General features: G+C 58.6%; 16 protein-coding genes. 6 read left to right on the top strand and 10 right to left on the bottom strand.

Annotated features, from left to right (window positions below; genetic code table 11):
• Positions 1-164: 164 nt before the first annotated feature.
• From cysC to cobA, 5 genes are all read right to left on the bottom strand, one after another.
• On the bottom strand, positions 165-797 hold the full coding sequence (gene cysC, locus HC757_RS09460; protein ID WP_169564100.1) for an adenylyl-sulfate kinase: 633 nt from the start codon (positions 795-797) through the stop codon (positions 165-167).
• Positions 798-872: 75 nt separating this feature from the next.
• Complete coding sequence (locus HC757_RS09455; protein WP_169564099.1) at positions 873-2,597, bottom strand: SLC13 family permease; 1,725 nt, start codon at positions 2,595-2,597, stop codon at positions 873-875.
• Between the two features lie 3 nt (positions 2,598-2,600).
• Complete coding sequence (gene cysN / locus HC757_RS09450) at positions 2,601-4,043, bottom strand: sulfate adenylyltransferase subunit CysN (protein WP_169564098.1); 1,443 nt, start codon at positions 4,041-4,043, stop codon at positions 2,601-2,603.
• 45 nt (positions 4,044-4,088) lie between these two features.
• Positions 4,089-4,997, bottom strand: a complete 909-nt coding sequence (gene cysD / locus HC757_RS09445) for a sulfate adenylyltransferase subunit CysD (RefSeq protein WP_169564097.1) — start codon at positions 4,995-4,997, stop codon at positions 4,089-4,091.
• 42 nt (positions 4,998-5,039) lie between these two features.
• Complete coding sequence (gene cobA / locus HC757_RS09440; RefSeq protein ID WP_169564096.1) at positions 5,040-5,852, bottom strand: uroporphyrinogen-III C-methyltransferase; 813 nt, start codon at positions 5,850-5,852, stop codon at positions 5,040-5,042.
• Positions 5,853-6,363: 511 nt separating this feature from the next.
• On the opposite strand from cobA, the gene HC757_RS09435 reads away from it, so the two are divergent.
• Positions 6,364-7,230 carry a phospholipase A gene (locus HC757_RS09435; protein ID WP_169564165.1) on the top strand — a complete coding sequence of 289 codons (867 nt, stop codon included), beginning with the start codon at positions 6,364-6,366 and terminating at the stop codon, positions 7,228-7,230.
• A 68-nt stretch (positions 7,231-7,298) separates the two neighbouring features.
• Complete coding sequence (locus HC757_RS09430) at positions 7,299-8,951, top strand: S41 family peptidase (RefSeq protein ID WP_169564095.1); 1,653 nt, start codon at positions 7,299-7,301, stop codon at positions 8,949-8,951.
• Positions 8,952-8,954: 3 nt separating this feature from the next.
• On the opposite strand, the gene HC757_RS09425 is transcribed toward HC757_RS09430, so the two are convergent.
• The 4 genes from HC757_RS09425 to HC757_RS09410 all read right to left on the bottom strand — a co-directional run bounded on the left by HC757_RS09425 (position 8,955) and on the right by HC757_RS09410 (position 15,749).
• On the bottom strand, positions 8,955-10,676 hold the full coding sequence (locus HC757_RS09425; protein WP_169564094.1) for a hypothetical protein: 1,722 nt from the start codon (positions 10,674-10,676) through the stop codon (positions 8,955-8,957).
• A 714-nt stretch (positions 10,677-11,390) separates the two neighbouring features.
• Complete coding sequence (locus tag HC757_RS09420) at positions 11,391-12,173, bottom strand: phosphoadenylyl-sulfate reductase (protein WP_169564093.1); 783 nt, start codon at positions 12,171-12,173, stop codon at positions 11,391-11,393.
• Positions 12,166-13,863, bottom strand: a complete 1,698-nt coding sequence (gene cysI, locus HC757_RS09415) for an assimilatory sulfite reductase (NADPH) hemoprotein subunit (protein ID WP_169564092.1) — start codon at positions 13,861-13,863, stop codon at positions 12,166-12,168. The genes HC757_RS09420 and cysI overlap by 8 nt, the downstream gene beginning before the upstream one ends.
• A 107-nt stretch (positions 13,864-13,970) precedes the next feature.
• Entirely contained in the window at positions 13,971-15,749 is a 1,779-nt protein-coding gene (locus HC757_RS09410) for an assimilatory sulfite reductase (NADPH) flavoprotein subunit (RefSeq protein ID WP_169564091.1), read from the bottom strand.
• A gap of 264 nt (positions 15,750-16,013) precedes the next feature.
• Between HC757_RS09410 and HC757_RS09405 the strand changes: the two genes are divergently transcribed.
• The 4 genes from HC757_RS09405 to HC757_RS09395 all read left to right on the top strand — a co-directional run bounded on the left by HC757_RS09405 (position 16,014) and on the right by HC757_RS09395 (position 19,053).
• Complete coding sequence (locus HC757_RS09405) at positions 16,014-17,195, top strand: Re/Si-specific NAD(P)(+) transhydrogenase subunit alpha (RefSeq protein WP_169564090.1); 1,182 nt, start codon at positions 16,014-16,016, stop codon at positions 17,193-17,195.
• Entirely contained in the window at positions 17,195-17,470 is a 276-nt protein-coding gene (locus tag HC757_RS09400; protein ID WP_169564089.1) for an NAD(P) transhydrogenase subunit alpha part 2, read from the top strand. Before HC757_RS09405 ends, HC757_RS09400 begins: the two co-directional genes overlap by 1 nt.
• 6 nt (positions 17,471-17,476) lie before the next feature.
• Positions 17,477-17,578, top strand: a complete 102-nt coding sequence (locus HC757_RS19040) for an NAD(P) transhydrogenase subunit alpha (RefSeq protein ID WP_244623389.1) — start codon at positions 17,477-17,479, stop codon at positions 17,576-17,578.
• Between the two features lie 92 nt (positions 17,579-17,670).
• Positions 17,671-19,053 (top strand): NAD(P)(+) transhydrogenase (Re/Si-specific) subunit beta, encoded by a 1,383-nt coding sequence (locus tag HC757_RS09395; protein ID WP_169564088.1) that lies wholly within the window; start codon positions 17,671-17,673, stop codon positions 19,051-19,053.
• A gap of 85 nt (positions 19,054-19,138) precedes the next feature.
• On the opposite strand, the gene HC757_RS09390 is transcribed toward HC757_RS09395, so the two are convergent.
• Positions 19,139-19,627, bottom strand: coding sequence for a TetR family transcriptional regulator (locus HC757_RS09390; RefSeq protein ID WP_169564087.1), 489 nt, complete (start codon positions 19,625-19,627; stop codon positions 19,139-19,141).
• Positions 19,628-19,641: the final 14 nt, after the last annotated feature.

The following is a 19,641-nucleotide window of genomic DNA, read 5'->3' as shown; positions in this document are numbered from 1 at the left end:
CGAAAAACACCAACAAGAATACAGAATGCAATACTATTAATAACTTAGGCTGGAGGTGAACCAGGTGGATGAGCCCATTCAGGACGATGAATGAGGCAAGATTCGATGAAGGGAGCGGTGAAACACAGTTGCCGGGCGAGCCCCAAGGGGCCCCCCGGCGGCTATCAGGCCAATGCCGTTAACTTGTCGACAATCTCTGTCTTGGTACCTATGACCTGAATGGCGGTTAAGTAGTCCAGCAAGGCCTGCACCTGAGTCGCCAGATCGCCTTTGCTTGTGTCTATGGTCAGCTCGGCCGCCAATGGCGCCTCGTAGGGGGCGGAGATCCCTGTGAAATCCTTGATTTCGCCGCTCCTGGCCTTGAGATATAAGCCCTTGGGATCGCGCGCCTCACACACCTGGATAGGGGTCGACACATGCACTTCGATAAACTGTCCATGGGGGAACTTGGCCCGGATGCCGTCGCGCTCCTCGCGGGTCGGCGAGATGAAGGCGGACAGGACCACCAGGCCGGCATCGACCATCAGCTTGGCCACCTCGCCCACCCGGCGCAGATTCTCGTCGCGATCCTCGGCGCTGAAGCCCAGATCCTGACATAAACCATGACGCACATTGTCGCCATCGAGCAGATAGGTATGAAAACCCGCTGCGAATAAGGCGTGCTCCAATGCCCCCGCCAGGGTGGATTTTCCCGCTCCCGACAGACCGGTAAACCAGAGCAATACCGGATTCTGGCCTTTTTGCCCGGCTCTGGCGGCTTGATCTATGGCATGTTGGTGCCAAACGATATCAGTCATAACTACTCCTCAACACCTGCAGCGATACGCCTGCCAAACGGCAGCGGATCCCATAATTTCCAAACAGACCAATCCCTAAAACGGAAACAGAATTGGTACCAAAAACAGCACTACCGCCGAGTAGAGCAAAGATAACGGCAGTCCCAAGCGCATAAAATCACTGAACTGATAATTGCCGGCGTTATACACCATAAGATTAGTCTGATAACCATAGGGTGAGATGAAACTGGCACTGGCACCGAAGATCACCGCCAAAATGAAGGGCCGGGTATCGACGCCGTAATGCAGGGCAACGGCATAGGCCACGGGGAATGCCAGGGCCGCCGCGGCGTTATTGGTGATAAGCTCGGTCAGCAGCAGTGTGAGGAAATAGACCCCCACGAATGCCCCCATGACGCCATAAACATCGAACACCCCGAGTAACGTATCGGCCAGGTTCGTGGCCAGGCCCGTGTTCAGCATCAGATTGGCCAGGCTCAGGGCCGAGCCCACCACCACCACCAGCTCCAGCGGAAAGCGCCGCTTCAACTCAGCCAGGGTCACGGCGCCTATGGCCAGATAACTGAGCAGCAGCAACACCAGCCCCTTGGTCAGCGGCAATAGCCCCGTCAGGCTGGCCGCTATGGTCAGGGCGAAACCGCTCAACACCCAGAGACCCCGCCGGCTGTCCAGGCGCACATTCAGGTCCAAGCCACTGACGGCGGCAAAGTCGGTCACCAGTCTAGGATTGGCCGCGAAGCCATCCCCCGGGGTCAACAACAAGACGTCGCCGGCCTGCAGCACTATGTCACCCAGGCCGCCCTTGAGGGGCTGATGCCCCCGGCGGATCGCCATCACAGCCGCATCGAACTGCTCGCGAAAGCGTGACGCCTTGAGGGAGGTGCCCACCAGCATGGACGAAGGTGCCAGCACCGCCTCGACCAGGTTCTGGCCGCGCGCCTGTTGCTTGCCGAACCAGTCCAGGCCCTCGAATTGATGCAAAAGCTCCACAGATTCTACCGCGCCACTGAACCTCAACATGTCGCCCGCCTGCAGCACCAGCTGTGGCGGCACAGGGCAGATGCGTATGCCGCTGCGCTCCAGCTCGACCAAATACAGCTTCTTCAAGGCCCTCAATCTGTTGTCCTGGACGCTGCGGCCCACCAGGGCAGAATTCGCCGCCACATGGGCCTCGAGCAGATAGGGCAGGCTCTCTTCCCCCTGATCTTCCCGCCTGTCGGGTAGCACATTGGCCAGGAGCACCAACAAGGCGATGCCGGATACCACTATCACCACACCTACGGCAGTGAACTCGAAAAAGCCCAAGGGCTCGAGGCCGGCATTCTCGACGAAGGAGTTGACGATCAGATTGGTCGAAGTGCCAATCAGGGTCAGGGTTCCCCCCAGGATGGCGGCATAGGACAAGGGCAACAGCAACTTAGCCGGCGCATGGGATTGATTGCGCCGCACCACCCCTATCAGCGAGGCCACCACGGCGGTATTGTTGGTAAATGACGACAACAAGGCGGTGGAGAACCCCAGCTTGGCCATGGTCAGGGTCAGGGAACCATTGCCTATGACCTGACTGAGTTTCCCCAGCAGAGAGGTCTTCTCCAGTGCCGTGGTCGCCAGGACCAACAACACCAGAGTCACCAGGCTGGCATTGGTGAAACTTGCCAGCGCGGCTTCCAGCCCCTGCATACCCAAGAGGTAAGTGAGCAGCGACGCCCCGGCGAACAGCGCCGCCGGAGTGGCAACGCCGGCGATCAGGCCGCAGATGAGTCCGCTGAGAATGATGCCGAGTAACCACAGCTCACTCACCAATCAAGCCCCCAGCTTGCTGATATCACGCGCTTGCCAGTGCGGGAAATGCTTACGCACCAAGGCGTTGAACTCCAACTCGAAGGCACTGAAGCCTGCGCTCTCGGCGGCTGGGGCTGCCTCGGCCGCGACCAGCATCACGGCGGCGACCGTGGCATTGCTCAATCTGTCGATCAAGATCATGCCACCCGTATCACGCACCAGGCTGTAGGGGTCAACCACTATGGCCTCGGTCAGTTCCAGCTTGACCCTGGCGATGGCATTGAGTCCCAGGCTGTCGGCCTGGCTGCGTTCCAGGGTATTGACGTCGACCAGATACTCGATTGAGGTAACGCTGGCCTGGGTCTTCTTGCCCGCCACCTTGAGATCGTACAGTTGCCCCAGCTGCAATGGCTTCTCATCCATCCACACCAGATCGGCACTCAGGAGGCTCGCCACCTGGGGAACATTCTCCGGCTTGGCCAACAGATCGCCACGGGAAATATCTATCTCGTCTTCCAAGGTGAGGGTTATCGCCTGGCCCGCCACGGCTTCGGCCAGGTCACCATCGAAGGTGACTATGCGCTCGACCTTGCTGCGCTTGCCTGAAGGCAAGGCGACCAATTCGTCACCGACGGCGATGGTCCCCGCTGCCAGGGTGCCGGCAAAACCCCGGAAATCCAGGTTAGGGCGCGACACATACTGCACAGGGAAACGCACAGGCAGGGCGCTGAGTTCGCGCTGGGTGTCTATGGTTTCCAGCAATTCGAGCAGGGTGCCGCCCTGATACCAATCGGCACGACGGCTGCGCTCGACCACGTTGTCGCCGTTGAGCGCCGACAGCGGCACATAGCGTATGTCCAGCTCACCGAAATCTTTGACGAAATCGGCAAACTCGGCCTCGATCTTGTTGAATACCGACTGGTCGAAATCGAGCAGATCCATCTTGTTGACCGCCACTATGAAGTGACGAATGCCCAGCAGGGAAGCGATGAAGGCATGGCGCTTGGTCTGGGTCTGCACCCCGTATCTGGCATCGACCAAGATCACCGCCAGGTCACAGGTAGAGGCACCCGTGGCCATGTTGCGGGTGTACTGCTCGTGGCCAGGAGTGTCGGCTATGATGAACTTGCGCTTGTCGCTGGAAAAATAGCGGTAGGCGACATCTATGGTGATCCCCTGCTCGCGCTCGGCCTGCAGGCCATCCACCAGCAACGCCAGATCTATGGCCTCGCCCGTGGTGCCCATCTTGGCGCTGTCGCTCTTCAGGCTCGCCAGTTGATCTTCATAGATCTGCGCGCTGTCGTGCAGCAGACGTCCTATGAGGGTGCTCTTGCCGTCATCGACGCTGCCGCAGGTCAGGAAACGCAACAGCCCCTTATGCTGTTGCAGCGCCAGGTATTCTTTCACGCCATGCAGCTCGATATCGGCCGCCATGCGGGTGGTTTTATTTACTGCTTGATCCATATTCTTTCTCACTCTATCCGCTCGTCTCAAGAAGGGCTGCCGAAATTAGAAGTAGCCCTGACGTTTTTTCTGCTCCATCGACGCACTCTGATCCGAATCGATCAACCGCCCCTGACGTTCACTCGAACGTGTCAGCAGCATCTCTTCGATGATCTTCTCCAGATTATCCGCCTCGGAATGCATGGCGGCGGTCAGCGGATAGCAGCCCAGGGTCCGAAAACGCACCTGTGCCAGTTTGATCTGTTCGCCCTCATTGAGCGGCATGCGCTCGTCATCGGCCAGGATCATCATGCCATCGCGCTCGACCACGGGGCGCTCGGCGGCGAAATACAGCGGCACCAGCTCGATGCTTTCCTGATAGATATATTGCCAGATATCCAGCTCGGTCCAGTTTGACAGCGGGAATACCCTGATGCTCTCGCCCTTGTTGACCGCGCCATTATAGGTGCGCCACAGCTCGGGCCGCTGATTCTTGGGATCCCATCTGTGGTGCTTATCGCGAAAAGAGTAGACACGTTCCTTGGCGCGGGACTTTTCCTCGTCACGCCGGGCGCCACCGAAGGCGGCGTCGAAACCGTACTGCTCCAGCGCCTGCTTCAGGCCTTGGGTCTTCATTATGTCCGTATGCTTGGCACTGCCATGCTCGAACGGGTTGATCCCCTGTGCCAATCCCTCGGGATTGATATGGGTCAGCAACTCGAAGCCGAATTTCTGCGCCTGTTGATCACGGAAGGCTATCATCTCTTTGAATTTCCAGCCGGTATCCACGTGCAATAGCGGGAAAGGGATCTTGCCCGGATAGAAGGCCTTGCGCGCCAGGTGCAGCATCACAGAAGAGTCTTTGCCTATGGAATACAGCATCACAGGATTGTCAAATTCGGCTGCGACTTCACGAATGATCTGGATACTTTCCGCTTCCAGTTGTTGTAAATGGCTTAATGTTCGCCCTGCCATACTCTTCTCCGATTAACTAAATTGTGCTGTTAACAGCAGGATTCATGTGTTTGCCTGACTGGCCGCTTGCGTCTTCGCTGTCACCTGGGGCTGGAACCAGTTGAGGCTGCCGGCCAGCGAAACGACGTCACCTATGATCATCAACGCCGGCATTTGCAGCTCGGGGTCTGCCGCCAGTTGCTCCAGCTGCTCCAGACTGCCGACGAAACAACGCTGTTCCGCCGTGGTCGCCTTGGAGACAATGGCCACAGGCGTCGCGCCATCCCGGCCAGCATCCATCAACCCCTGACGTATGATGCCGGCGTTGAGTATGCCCATGTAGACCACCAAGGTGTTATGGGGATTGGCATACCCCTGCCAGTCCATGGGGCGGCTCTGCAGCTGGCAATGGCCTGTGATGAACGTCACCCCCTGGGCATGATCTCTGTGGGTGAGTGGAATGCCGGCGTAGGCCGAGGTGCCGCTGGCGGCGGTGATCCCGGGAATGACTTCAAACTCGACGCCGGCAGCGACCAGGGTCTGCAACTCTTCACCGCCACGACCGAAGATGAAGGGATCGCCCCCCTTGAGGCGCACCACCTTGTTGCGGGTATAGGCCTTGGTCACCAGCAGCTGGTTGATCTCATCCTGACCCGCACTGTGTTTGCCGGCGCGTTTACCTACGGCAATTTTTTCGGCATCATTGGGGATGAGCGCCAGTATCTCCTGGCTGACCAGGGCATCATAGAGCACGACATCGGCACTCTTGAGCACCCGCCAGGCTTTCATGGTCAAGAGATCCACATCGCCCGGGCCGGCACCCACAAGCCAAACCTTGCCCTTGGCCCCTTGGCCAGGTAAAGACACTAATTCCATCGCCATTCCCCACTCGCTTCTACTGAGATGAAATATAGCCCTTCTTATATTCCACAATAAATAGATAATAATTAGTTTTTATAACCATTAGTTATAAATGGCGCATTTTACATCCGGGACTGGCAAAGACGCGGTTTCTGCAGGCTTGCCATGAGCACATGAATTTAATTATCCATTACATAACAATAGGATAATTAAATCAATGCGGGAATAAAATCTTGACCGGCCACCTGAACAGCTAGCTTCCGGTACTAAGTTATGGCAAAAAATTCTACTTGGTTCAGCGTCTGTGACCACAAACCATGGGCGGACCCATGCAATCGCCGCGGTTTTCCGTCGCGACAGACTGAAACTGTAGAAATGCCGGTCACGGTGATAGACTCGAATATCTTTCCATCGGCAGGCTTTCCCGGTACAGGCATAATCTCTGCCGCAACCTCGCTGCCATAAATATCGGACCGTCATCATTATCAGGGATAACTCTATGTCGACACCTCTGCCACGAAAACTCATGTCGTTCTGCCTGGCTTGGCTGCCCATCCTGCCCCTGCATGCCGATGACTCTTTGGTCGACCGCAGGGTCAAAGATGAACTGGCGACTTCGGAGCGTCCCTTCGTGATCACCCCGCACAAGGTCAACTACCTGCTGCCCGTGACCTATAACCCCTCCCCCAATGTCGCTCCCTTCGAAGACATTTCGACCGGCCAAGACTATAGCCTGACGGATTTCGAGGCCAAGTTTCAGATAAGTTTTAAGTTTCCCCTGGTGTATAACCTCTTTGGCGACAATGGGCATCTCTTCTTCGCCTACACCAATCAATCTTACTGGCAGGTCTACAACCAGGACGCCTCTTCGCCCTTCAGGGAAACCAATCATGAGCCCGAAGCCTTCATCCTGTTCAACAACGATTGGCAGTTAGGCGGACTCACCAATTCCTTCTGGGGCTTTGGTGCCGTGCACCAATCCAACGGCCGCTCGGGAAACCTGTCACGCAGCTGGAACCGCCTCTATGGCACCATGATCTTCGATGAGGGCCCCTTCGCCCTGGCGGCCAAAGTCTGGTGGCGAATTCCCGAAGAGGAGAAAACCGATCCCAACAAGGCCCGCGGCGACGACAACCCGGACATAGAAGATTACCTGGGAAACGTCGAACTCATAGGCGTCTATGGCCTGGATGACCACAGGTTCTCCCTGACCCTGCGCAATAACCTGCAAAAAGATAATCACGGTGCCATGGAATTCACCTGGAGTTATCCCCTCATAGGTAACCTGAGACTCTACACTCAGTACTTCAATGGCTATGGCGAGAGTTTGATTGACTATAATGTACATACTCAACGTATTGGCATAGGCGTGTCTCTCAACGATATTCTCTAGCCGGTGAGCGGCGGGGATAACAGGACAGCGGCCTCTGTCACCACTCAGGACTCATATCAAGGAGTGATATGCCATACGGATACCGCACCATAGTAGGTGTGTTTTGCCTGTTACTCGGCTGCTGCTTGCTCAGGCTAAGCCTCTTCAGTCTGCCCGCCAGACTCCCGGCCCAGCGGATAGAAGGTCAAGCCCTGCGCCAGGATCTCTATGTGCTGCTCGAACGACTAACCGAAAATTCCGCCTTCTTCGCTCTGGAACCCCAGCGCCGCCAGGCGGCGCTCAACCAGGCCGCCCATAGGCTCGCCGAGCGCTATCCCATCAGCATAACCGGCGACCGCCTGGCCGCAGAAATCACCAAGCTGTTGAGCACCCTGGGCGATCCCGGCGCCAGTGTCGCCCCCTTCCCTACAGGCGCAGCCCGTCTGCCCGTCACACTGCGGCCTTACAGGGACCGCTGGCTGGCACTGACCCTGGCCCAGCGACCGCTGGACCCGGATTACCCCTTCATCAGCCATATAGATGGTATCCCCCTGAGCAGGTGGCTGCAGGCGAGCCAGGCATATCTGCCAACGCAGATGCAACAACATGCCGGCATGCAAGCCTTCTGGCTGGAGCGACTCGGGCTGCTCAGGCAAGACATAGGCCTAAGACAGAGACCCGAAGTCACCCTGACCCTGAGCAATGATGACCAACAACAACGCCAATTGATCCTTGCCCTGTCACGCCAAACTCTCGCGCCCGAGCCTGGCTTAACCGAGTCTGAGGTACCAGGGTTAACCGAGCATGGCCTAGCGGCCTCCGAGTTGCGGCAATGGGTCTCGGAACCCGAACTGCAATCCCCAACGCGACCCAGCCAGCTGGAGACAGACATGGGCGCCGAGCCCGAACTGGCCCGTCAGGCCATGAGGATATCCATCACGAACCTGGATGAGCTGGCCATAAATCCGATACTGCAAGCCACTTTGGCCGCCGGCCTGCAACGGCCACTGTTGCTGCTCGACCTGCGCCACGCCCATGGCACCCACCCTGAACTGCTGCAGCTGCTGACCGGCTACGACGATGGCCCAAAGGCCAAGCGGCCCCTGGGGTTCGCCAACTACCGGCGGGCCCCAGGGCTTCGCAACGATTACCTCGGCCCCCTCAACTTCATTCCTCTGGAGGAATCGAGCCGCCAACCCCGGCAGACAGCTGCCACAGATTCACTAGCCACAACCCAGCCCCGGCCTATGCTCATGCCTATGCCGGGGCAACAGGCATTCAGCCCCTTCTATGTGCGTCCCTATCCGTCTGTATCTTCCCCAAGCGGCGCATTCCCCGCCAACAACCGCCTGGCACTGCTCATAGGCCCAGACTGCCGCCAGGAATGCGAATGGATAGCCCACAGCGCCAAGTCCTGGTCCAGGGTCACCCTGATTGGCGAGCGGACCGTCGGCGATCTGGGGCGCAAATATTATTTCACCCTGCCCAATTCCGGACTGCGGATAGGCGTGAGCGCCTCCCTGGCCTACACCAGCGAGGGGCAGCTCCTGTCAGGAGTAGGGACTCTGCCGGATATCGAGCTTACTGGGGGAGAGCCACTCGAATGGCACAGGTTGCAGGAACTCCTCTCACCCCAGCCGGATGACCTGCGCCATAGGCTGGCCCTCTTGCAGACTGAGGCACAGACGGAGACACAGGCTCCAGGGGCTGAGCCGCAGCCGTTGCAAACGGCGCAGCACTGAGGCCTAGTCGCGGGCCCGCGCCTCGCTGTCCACCACGGAGGTCAGGACTACGCCCTTGTCATTCACATCCAGGTGTATCTGCTGACGCATCTTGTAACCTTGCAGCACGGCAAACTCCTCGGGTAAAGGCTCGACAGCCATCTCGGCCAGGGTCAACAATGGACCGAATAACCTGGGGTAATCTGCCAGTATGCTGAACAAGCCATTGGCAGCGACCGGTACCTCGGCCAGGCTATCGGCCAGCACCTTGGCCCTATCCCCGACGTAGATGACCAAGTGTTGCCCCCTGAGCGCCAACATAGGTTTAATCCCGAATCTCGCCGGCAACCTCAAGCGGGTCGAGAGATCGATCGCCTCGGCGCCGTCGACCAGTTGCATCTCAGCCAATCCGGGCACGAAGATTTTAACCGTATCGAACAAGGCGGTCGGCTTATCGGCCGCCAGGCTCAGCAAGCCGTCGATAGCCGTTATCACAGGCTCGGCTTGCTGCTCATCCAGGCGGTAATCCAGCAATGCCAGACTCACTCCCTTGACGCTCTCGGCCAGGCCAGTGAACATCCCCAGGATGACAGGGTCCCGGGCGCTCAATCCGGCCTGCAAGCGGGCCAGGGGCGCACATTGATAGGCTGGCGTTTGTAACTCGGACCAAATCGCCTTCACGGCCGGGGGAAACTCATCGACATCTATCCCCAGCCCCATGCCGAAGAGACTGGCCTCGCCCACATAGGCGGGAATGAAGCCCCGCAGTCGCTGCAATGCCGTCAGGATGATCCGGTTCCGGCTCTCGATCACCATGGTCGCCTCTATATGGCTGTGTTGCTCATCTATGCGCATCTCATTGAGCCCTATGAGGGTGCGCGGCCAATGGCTGGCCAGGGTCATCAACTCTCGCCGACACTCGGGCGTCTGCAGCTCGCCCACGCCGGCGGACAGCAGGCCATAGATACGGCGGCTGAGCTGCCTGGCCAACGGATCGGCATCCTCTGAGGTCAGGGCCTTGGCGAGCGCCACATGATTGATGAAGCTCACACTGTCGCCGCTGAAGCCATGGGTGTCGATGATCTCCTCCAGCATGCCGGAAGACGCCAGCGACTCGACCGGCCGCTTCAACCCCAGCGCCGTCTCCAACAATTCTGTGTCCCTGGACAGAGGCAGTACTGTGATGGTCAGCATGCCCTGGTATTCGGCGAATACCAGGGACAAGGGCCCAGTCCCGGCGCCGTCCGCCAATAGGTAGCTGCGATAGCCGATCCCGACCAACTGACCTTGGGTATGAGTCACGCCCGTGTCGCGCTCGGCCTGATCCAACAGGGCCCAGAAGGCTTCCGGCCGGGCCAGTTCGAGCTTGATGACGGGTGAGGCGCCCAGGGTATAGACATAGGCCTTAAGGGTATCCGCCAGGCCGAACCTCGCCAGCAGGGCTGCGGGATCCTTGAGCCCCCGCAGGTAAGTATCGAAAATGCTGAGCAGGAAAGCCGCCATGGGCTCGTCCGCCTGGGCTTGAAGCCGCCCATGCGCTACTCCCCCAGGGTAATTGTCCGCCACGGTTTGCAGATACAGCTTGAGGGGAAAGGGGTTCAAGAGGCCCGAAAACACCAGAGTGTCCGCCGGCACCCACTCCAGCACGGCATTGGCCTTAACGAGCCGGGGGGTAGATGCCTGGTGGAACCAATAAGCCATGGCCCCGGCCAGGATGAGCGCCGCAACGAGCAGGAATTTCTTCATCTGAGCCACTCCATTCCAGGGGCAACCTAGCGGCAGCAGGGCTCGACGCCCATGATCCGGCGGGTTGATTCAAGGCAGCAAAACACCTAATGACTCTAGCAGTTGCCATGCTCCCGGGCCAACCGGCATCCAGGAAATACGGCTAAAATAACCCAGGCCATGCCTCAGACCATGAGAAGGGGTAACAAACTAGGGGGAGAGTGGGGATGGTAAGGGTTCAGTATCTCCCCGGACAGTCTTGACCACTGACCGTCCGGGGCTGACTCTCGATTGAACAGGCGCTAACAAGGTCAATCAGACAACATGGCTCGATGAGCCGGTTCCAGCTCAGGCTGGCATGTCGGCATAGGGGCCAGCCAATGGGCCAAGCAAAACCCTATGGGGGTAAAACGTCCCTGCCGCTGTCCGGACGAAAAGCCAGGAACAAACCAACCGAGAGTTGAACCCGCATGCTTCCAAGAGGCTAAAACCATCTACGGGAACTTTGGACTATAGAGCATAATCCGTCTTTGTGCATAACTCTGTGAGTAAAAATGTACAAAATTTTTATGGACATTCTTCACTAAGATTCAGCCACTTAATCAAGAACAGTCTAATGGCGGATGATGACACTTAGATGACATTAAGCCCGCGCCTTGGAACCAGGCCCAAGACGCGGGCTTAAGCTTAACTGGGATTAAGCTTAACTGGGATTAAGCTTAACTGGGATTAAGCTTAAATATCATAGTGCAGGCCGCACTCACGTTTGAGACCGTTGAAGCGGGTCTCCTCCTCCGTCATGCCCAGCTCCAGTGGCTTGCTCGAATGAGTATCGCCGACCGACACATAGCCCTGCTCCCACAGCGGATGATAGGGCAGGCCGTGGGCCGTCAGGTACTGATGCACCTCCCTATTGCCCCATTCTATGATGGGCAAGAGCTTGTAGCGGCTGCCGTGGATCCCCAGGATAGGCAAGGCCTCGCGGGTACTCGCCTGACTGCGACGCAGACCGGCAAACCAGGTGCCCACCTCGAGTTCATTCAGGGCGCGCTGCATTGGCTCGACCTTGTTCAGGCGGTTGTACTGCTCCAGGCCGTCCAGGCCCTGTTCCCACAACTTGCCGAAACGCGCCTCCTGCCAGGCCGCCGTCTGCGGTGCCTGATACACCTTGAGATTCAGTTGCAGCCGCTCGCTCAGCTCATCGATGAACTGGTAGGTCTCGGGAAACAGATACCCTGTGTCCGTGAGGATCACAGGAACATCCGCCTTGGCCTGGCTCACCAGGTGCAGCATCACCGCCGCCTGGATGCCGAAACTGGAGGATAAGGCATGGTTACCCGGCAGGTATTCCAGTGCCCAGACAACCCTTTGGGCGGCGCTTAAGCCGGCCAGGAAGTCGTTGACTCGCGCCAATTCAAGCACCTGCTCTGCCTTGGGCGCAGTCAGCAGCGCCTCCAGCTCGGCGCGGGTGATGCAGGAGATCACCTCGGCTTGCGCGCCTGTATTGATATCAGCCATGAAAGTCCTTAGCGGCGTCTATCACCGCCTTCACCACGCCGATGCGCACAGTGAAGTTACCGAAGGTTTCACCCGCGTCGCGCTCGGCGGCATAACGGGCAAACAGGGTGTCGAGTTCGGCGAGGATCTCGGCCTCCTGGATGTTTTCCCTGTGCATCTTGTTCAATCTGGTGCCTTCGAAGCTGGCGCCCAGATACAGGTTATAACGCCCGGGGGCCTTACCCACAAGGCCTATTTCGGCGGCGAAGGGACGGGCACAACCGTTGGGGCAACCCGTCATGCGCACCACTATCGCCTGCTCGCTGATGCCATGTTTGGCCTGCAGCGCATCTATATGGTCGATAAACTCGGGGAAGTAACGCTCGGCTTCGGCCATGGCCAGCGGACAGGTCGGCAGCGCCACACAGGCGATGGAATGACCCCGGGTCTGGGTCAATACCTGGCCAAGAAGGCCATGTTTACGCGCCAGGCCTTCTATGGTCGCCTTATCGGCTTCGGCCACACCGGCGATGATCAGGTTCTGGTTCGAGGTCATGCGGAAATCGCCCTTGTGGATCCTGGCAATTTCTCTCAGCCCCGTCTGCAGTGTCTGGCCCGGCATGTCCTTGATGCGGCCACTCTCGATGAACAGGGTCAGGTGCCACTTGCTGTCCAGGCCCCGCACCCAGCCATAACGATCGCCGCGATCGCCTATCACTACCTCGCGCTTGGGTTCGAACTTGACCCCGGCGCGGGCCTCGACTTCGGTCTTGAAGGCCTCCAAGCCATGGTCGACTATGGTGTATTTCAGGCGTGAGCGCTTGCGATTGACCCTGTTGCCCCAGTCGCGCTGCACCGTCATCACGGCTTCGGCAAACTTGAGGCCATCCTCCAGCTTGATGAAACCCAGGTCATCGGCCAGACGCGGGAAGGTCTCGACTTCGCCATGGGTCGAGCCCATGCCGCCACCGGCGGTTAGGTTGAAGCCCAGCAGCTCGCCGTCTTCGGCCACGGCGATGAAGCCGAGATCATTGGTGTAGACGTCGACATCGTTGTCCGGCGGTACCGCAACCGCCATCTTGAACTTGCGCGGCAAATAGGTCTTGCCATAGACGGGCTCGACCACCTCATCCTGGGTGCTCAGCAGCTTCTCTTCATCCAGCCAGATCTCGGCATAGGCGCGGGTGTGCGGCAGCAGGTGATCCGACAACATCTTGGCGAAGGCATAGGCCTGCTCATGCAGCCTGGACTCGACCGGATTGGGGTTACACATGACGTTGCGGTTGACGTCGCCACAGGCGGCGATGGAGTCCAACGCCTCCCTGTCCAGATCCTGGATTATGGTCTTGAGGTTGCGCTTGGGGATGCCATGATACTGGAAGGTCTGGCGGGTGGTCAGGCGTATGCTGTTGGAGCTGGTCAGGGTAGAGGCAATCTTGTCGACCCCCAGCCACTGCTCAGGGGTGCAGATGCCGCCGGGCACACGGGCACGCAGCATGAAGCTGTACAAGGGCTCCAGCTTCTGTTCCTTGCGTTCGTTGCGCAGATCCCTGTCATCCTGCTGATAGAAGCCGTGGAACTTGATCAACTGCTGATCGCCATCGCTGAATGACCCTGTGACAGAAGAGTCCAGGCCTTCCTTGATGGTACCGCGCAGATAATCACTGTCGGTTTTCAAATATTCGTTTACGGCTAACTTTTGCTCACTCATGGCCACTGCCTCTTAAAATTCGGTTCAATTGCCGGCGCGTTCAACCGGCGTCACTGCTGTGCTGTCTCTGCGGACAGGCTTTCAGTACAGGCTTAAGTCGTTCGGGCTCAGTACACGTCTTTCTGATAGCGTTTATCGGCGCGCAGTGACTCGAAATAGGCTTCCGCCGCTTCCTGCTCCAAGCCGCCCTCCTGGATGGCTACCTGGATCAGCGCCTGGTGCACATCCTTGGCCATGCGCTCGGCATCGCCACAGACATACAGGTGGGCACCGGCTTGCAGCCATTGCCACAGCGTCTCGGCCTGTTCCTGGATCTTATGCTGCACATAGATCTTATGCGCCTGATCCCGGGAGAAGGCCACATCGATACGGCTCAAGTCGCCGTTCTTGAGGTACTGTTGCCACTCAGTCTGGTAGAGGAAGTCCTGCTCGAAATGCGGATTGCCGAAGAATAACCAGCTGTCGCCGCTCGCCCCCTGGGCCACACGCTCCTGCATGAAGGCGCGGAACGGCGCCACCCCAGTGCCCGGACCCACCATGATCACCGGCGTCTCTGGGTTCTCCGGCAGACGGAAATGCTTGTTGGGCTCGACATAGACCTTCACTCGGGTGCCTTCTTCGGCCGAGGCCAGGAAGTGGGAGGCGCCGCCGAAGCGGGCCGCGCCATGGCGCTCGTCTTCCACCAGGGCCACCGTCAGGTGCACCTCGGCCTCCACTTCGCTCTGGCTGGAGGCGATGGAGTAGAGGCGCGGCGTCAGTGGCCGCAGCAATTCCAGCAGCTCGGCCGCAGTCACAGTCACGGGATACAGGGCCACCAGATCCGCCAGCTGATGCTTGAGGATAAACTGTCGTGTCAGCTCCTTGTCCTGGCTGATGCCGAGCAGCTCGGCGTTGCCACTGAGTTCGGCCCAGCCCTTGACCAGGCCAGGATACAGTTGGGTCAGCTCTTTCTTGTCACTCAGGGCCTGGGCCAAGGTCATGGTGTCCTTGCCGACAGTCACCGACGCGGCGGCATCGAGCCCGAGACCTGAGATAACCTCGGCGACCAGTCCCGAGGCGTTGCTGAACCAGACGCCCAGGGCGTCGCCCACCTGGTAACTCAGGCCCGAGTCGGCCAGGTCGATTTCCACATGGCGAACGTCTTTATCCGAGCCGCGGCCGGTGATCTTCTGGCTGACCAAGACTTCGGCGCTGTAAGGTTGTTGCTTGCTGTATTCGCTGTCGCCCTTGGCCGCCCCTATGGACACCACATTGGCACCCGCGGTCTGGATCAAAGGTTTAACCGTCTCCAGCACTTGTTGCTGCCACTGCTCGGCCTTGTCTTCGTAATCGACATCACACTCGAGGGTCGGCAACAGGGCCTTGGCCCCCAGGGCGCTCAGGCGGGCATCGAAGTCTTTGCCCGTCTGGCAGAAAAATTCGTAGCTGGAATCCCCCAGCGCCAACACTGAATAGTGCAGCTGCTCAAGTTTGGGGGCACGCTTGCTGGCCAGGAACTTATGTAATTCGATCGCATCATCCGGGGCATCGCCTTCGCCATGGGTACTGACCACCAGCAAGAGCAAGGTTTCCTGCTTCAGCTGGCGCACATTGTATTCGCCCATGGATGCCAGATTCACCCCATAGCCCAGAGCTTGGGCCTTGGCCGCCAGCGCCTTGGCCACACCACGGCCATTGCCGGTTTGACTGCCATAGAGGATGGTGATGCTCTGCGCCGCAGCGCTCTCGGGCGCGCCGGCGAGCTGACCTTGATTGGCCGAGGCCGCCAGGTACCCGCTGACCCAAGCCAGTTGCACGGCACTCAGCTCGGCGGTGAGCTGCTTGAGCTTGTCCACCTGCCCCTGAGACAGAGGTGAAGCGAGCGATGAAAGTTCTTTTAACAACATGAAGACGGCCCTATGTCAGTGTAATGTCGGTAAGCTTAGCCGCCTTTAGGAAAAGCAAAAAAGAATAAAATTTGATTTTTAATTCCATTTTGGAATATACAAAGGTGAAAAATTAAGCTACAAAAGTACAACAGCAGCAAAGTTTTGACTTTGCACGCTTTAATGATCGCAACATGAAAAATAGCCCCCCATGCCAGCGCCGGGACGCGCCCAATGCCGACCTGCCCCATGGCTAACCTTGCCCTTAACCTTAGAGGTGTTCCTGTGAAACTAGGTCTACCAAGAGAATGTCAGGCCGGCGAACAACGGGTCGCCCTGATCCCGGCCAATGTGGCACGATTACGCAAGAAGCAGCTGGAGGTCCAGGTAGAAACCGGGGCCGGGTTGGCGGCAGGCTTCACCGACGAAGACTACCTCAAGGCAGGTGCCAGCATAGCCGCCAGTCGCGAACAACTGCTGCGCGATGCCGACATCATCACTGTGGTGAACTGCAAGGGCACTCAGTTCGATGAGCTGAGCGCCGCACTCAAACCCGGCCAGTTGCTCATAGGCATGATGGATCCCCTGATGCAGCCACAGAACGCCCGGCGCCTGGCCGACACAGGCGCCACAGGCATAGCCCTGGAGCTGATGCCACGCATCACCCGGGCCCAGAGCATGGATGTGCTCTCCTCCATGGCGACCATTTCCGGCTATAAGGCGGTAGTGCTGGCAGCCTATCGGGCACCGCGTCTCTTCCCCATGATGATGACAGCCGCCGGTACCCTCAAGCCGAGCCGCGCCTTCATCATGGGCGTCGGGGTCGCAGGACTGCAGGCCTGTGCCACCGCCAAGCGCCTGGGGGCCGTCGTCGAGGCCTATGACATACGCCCGGCGGCCAGGGAGCAGATACTCTCGGTCGGCGCCAAGCCGGTCGAGCTGGACATAGAAGCGGAAAACACCGAGACCAAGGGCGGCTACGCCGCCGAACAGAGCGACGACTTCCTCAAGCGTCAGCAACAGGCCATGACCAAGGTACTGGCGCAGCAGGATATCGTCATCACCACGGCCGCCATCCCGGGGCGCAAGGCGCCGATACTCATCACCCAGGCCATGGTCGAAGGCATGAAGACGGGCAGCATCATTATCGATCTCGCCGCCGAGACAGGCGGCAACTGTGAGCTTACCCGCCTGGATGAGGAAGTGGTACATAAGGGGGTCACCATACTTGGACCGGCCAACTTGCCCGCCAGCGCCGCCAACCATGCCAGCCAGATGTATGGCACCAACGTCGAGAACCTGCTCAACCTGCTGCTGGATCAGCAAGGCCAGCTGACCCTGGACTTCGAGGATGAAATCGTCCGCGACACGGTCGTGGCCCATGACCACCAACTGGTCAATGCCCGCCTGCGTGAGCTGCTGCACTTAACCGAATCCAATCCGAACCTGAGCCAGGAGGCACACTGATGGAAATCTTACTCTTGCTGACCTTATTCGTGGTGGCGATATTCCTCGGGGTCGAACTCATCACCAAGGTACCGCCGACGCTCCATACCCCGCTGATGTCCGGCTCCAATGCCATCTCGGGTATTGCCCTGGTGGGTGCCCTGCTGTCGGCCGGGTCGGGCGCCGGCTTCTGGGTCAATGTGCTCGGCTTCATCGCCGTGGTGCTGGCCAGCATCAATGTGGTGGGCGGTTATCTGGTCACCAATCGCATGCTGGCCATGTTTAAAAGGAAGTAGCCACGGATGAACATCACACGCCTCTCCATGCCCGCCACCCCAAACCGGGTGGTACTCCACAATCAGCTGGTCACCAACCGCATGCTGGCCATGTTTAAAAGGAAATAGCCACGGATGAACATCACACGTCTCTCCATGCCCGCCAACCGCAACCGGGTGCACTACTGCCTGACAGCCAGGTTTACAAGGAAATAACATCGATGAGCATGAGCATAATTTATCTGTCCTACCTCTTGGCGGCGAGCCTGTTCATCCTGGGGATCAAGGGGCTGACCAAGCCCAGAACCGCAGTCAGGGGCAACCAGCTGTCGGCTCTGGGCATGTTGGTCGCAGTGGTGGTCACCCTGCTGGACAAGAACATTCTCAGTTACGAGTGGATCATTGCCGGTCTGCTGCTCGGCGGCGCCATAGGCGCCATCATGGCGACCAAGATCCAGGTGACGGCCATGCCCCAGATGGTGGCCCTGCTCAATGGTTTCGGTGGCGGCGCCTCGCTGTTTATCGCCATCGCCAGCCTACTGGATCCCGAGTCTGCGACTCACAGCGTCGCCCAGGTTGCCATAGGCGTCGCCGTGTTGATCGGGGCCGTCACCCTCTCGGGTTCCTTGATCGCCTTCGCCAAGTTGCAGGAGCTGATCCCGGGAAACCCCATCAGGGTGCCGGGCAACAAGTTTTTCAATGCCCTGCTGTTCGCCGCCGCTCTGGGGCTGGCCATCGCCATAGTCATCACCCCGGATAACACCAACCTCTTGTATGCCCTGGCCTGCGTGTCCCTGCTGCTCGGCGTGCTGTTGGTGGTTCCCATTGGCGGCGCCGACATGCCTGTGGTGATCGCCCTGCTGAACTCTTATTCGGGAATAGCCGCGGCCACCACAGGTTTCATCACGGGCAACACAGTGCTGATCGTCGCCGGCGCCCTGGTGGGCGCTTCTGGCATCATACTGACCAAGATCATGTGCAAGGCCATGAACCGCTCGCTGTTCAACGTCTTGTTCGGTGTCATGGCCGCAGGTGGCGAAGCCATAGACGCTGACGAAGTCTATGCCGGCAAGATCAAGTCGACCTCGCCGGAGGAAGTCGCCATGATGCTGGAAACCGCGGCTAAGGTGGTGATAGTGCCTGGCTATGGCTTGGCCATGGCCCAGGCCCAGCACGCGGTGCGCGAGCTGGCCAACCTGCTGCAGAGTCGGGGCACTGAGGTGCTATATGCCATACATCCGGTCGCCGGGCGCATGCCTGGGCATATGAACGTGCTGCTGGCCGAGGCCGAAGTGCCCTACGAGCAGCTGATCGAAATGGATGAGATCAATCCCCAGTTCGAACAGACAGACGTGGCGATAGTCATAGGTGCCAACGATGTCACCAATCCCATGGCACGGGAAGATAAGGGCAGCCCCATCTATGGCATGCCGATCCTCAACGTGGATAAGGCCCGTACCGTGATAGTGGTCAAGCGCTCCCTCAGCCCAGGTTTTGCCGGCTTGCCCAACCCCTTGTTCGCCAAAGACAACACCCTGATGTTGTTCGGCGATGGCAAGAAGGAAATCGTCGAGCTGACCCAGAGCCTGAAGGAAGCCGACTGAGCCGCAGCCCAATGCAAAAAACGGACAAACAAAAGGCGCCATCGGCGCCTCTTGCTTGTCACGGTTATTTCACCGTTGTCCCGGCTTATGCCGCCTGCACCTTGGCCATGTCGTTGACTTGAGTCAGCAACTGCAAGGCACTGCGGCCCAGAAGTTGATTGACGACCCGCTCTCCTTCGGCACCCAGCTCCAGCAAGGCGGTCTCGCGGGCACTGTTGATGGCGCGGAATAGGGCTATCTCCGAATTGCTGTAGCCACAAAGGCTGAAGAACAACTTGAGTACCGCCCGGTAATGGGACTCGGTCAGCGCCTGCATCCAGGAGTTTTCCAGCGCCTGCACACTGGAAAAATCCAGACTGGCGACGAAGAAACGACCGATACGCTCATCCAGGCGTACCAGAAAATCTGTCTTGCGCGGAAAATGATGACTGATACCCGTGCGGCTGATCCCCGTCGCTTCGGATAAGGTAGTGTAGGACATAGCGTCGAATCCTAGGGTCAGGATTTGTTTTAATGCCTCGTCCATGATCTGATTAATAGTTTGCTCTGTCTGAGCCTTCGAACGCTTTGCCATGTTCAACTTCTCCC

The organism is Shewanella salipaludis (assembly GCF_012911865.1).
Lineage (GTDB): Bacteria > Pseudomonadota > Gammaproteobacteria > Enterobacterales > Shewanellaceae > Shewanella > Shewanella salipaludis.
This window is presented reverse-complemented; position numbering and strand designations above follow the sequence as displayed.

Coding starts and splice junctions, on each gene's coding strand:
- HC757_RS19040 (WP_244623389.1), top strand. CDS start 17,477: ATGAACATCACACGCCTCTCCATGCCCGCCACCCCAAACCGGGTGGTA.
- HC757_RS09395 (WP_169564088.1), top strand. CDS start 17,671: ATGAGCATGAGCATAATTTATCTGTCCTACCTCTTGGCGGCGAGCCTG.
- cobA (WP_169564096.1), bottom strand. CDS start 5,852: ATGGAATTAGTGTCTTTACCTGGCCAAGGGGCCAAGGGCAAGGTTTGG.
- HC757_RS09435 (WP_169564165.1), top strand. CDS start 6,364: ATGTCGTTCTGCCTGGCTTGGCTGCCCATCCTGCCCCTGCATGCCGAT.
- cysC (WP_169564100.1), bottom strand. CDS start 797: ATGACTGATATCGTTTGGCACCAACATGCCATAGATCAAGCCGCCAGA.
- cysN (WP_169564098.1), bottom strand. CDS start 4,043: ATGGATCAAGCAGTAAATAAAACCACCCGCATGGCGGCCGATATCGAG.
- HC757_RS09430 (WP_169564095.1), top strand. CDS start 7,299: ATGCCATACGGATACCGCACCATAGTAGGTGTGTTTTGCCTGTTACTC.
- HC757_RS09410 (WP_169564091.1), bottom strand. CDS start 15,749: ATGTTGTTAAAAGAACTTTCATCGCTCGCTTCACCTCTGTCTCAGGGG.
- HC757_RS09420 (WP_169564093.1), bottom strand. CDS start 12,173: ATGGCTGATATCAATACAGGCGCGCAAGCCGAGGTGATCTCCTGCATC.
- cysD (WP_169564097.1), bottom strand. CDS start 4,997: ATGGCAGGGCGAACATTAAGCCATTTACAACAACTGGAAGCGGAAAGT.
- HC757_RS09400 (WP_169564089.1), top strand. CDS start 17,195: ATGGAAATCTTACTCTTGCTGACCTTATTCGTGGTGGCGATATTCCTC.
- HC757_RS09390 (WP_169564087.1), bottom strand. CDS start 19,627: ATGGCAAAGCGTTCGAAGGCTCAGACAGAGCAAACTATTAATCAGATC.
- HC757_RS09425 (WP_169564094.1), bottom strand. CDS start 10,676: ATGAAGAAATTCCTGCTCGTTGCGGCGCTCATCCTGGCCGGGGCCATG.
- cysI (WP_169564092.1), bottom strand. CDS start 13,863: ATGAGTGAGCAAAAGTTAGCCGTAAACGAATATTTGAAAACCGACAGT.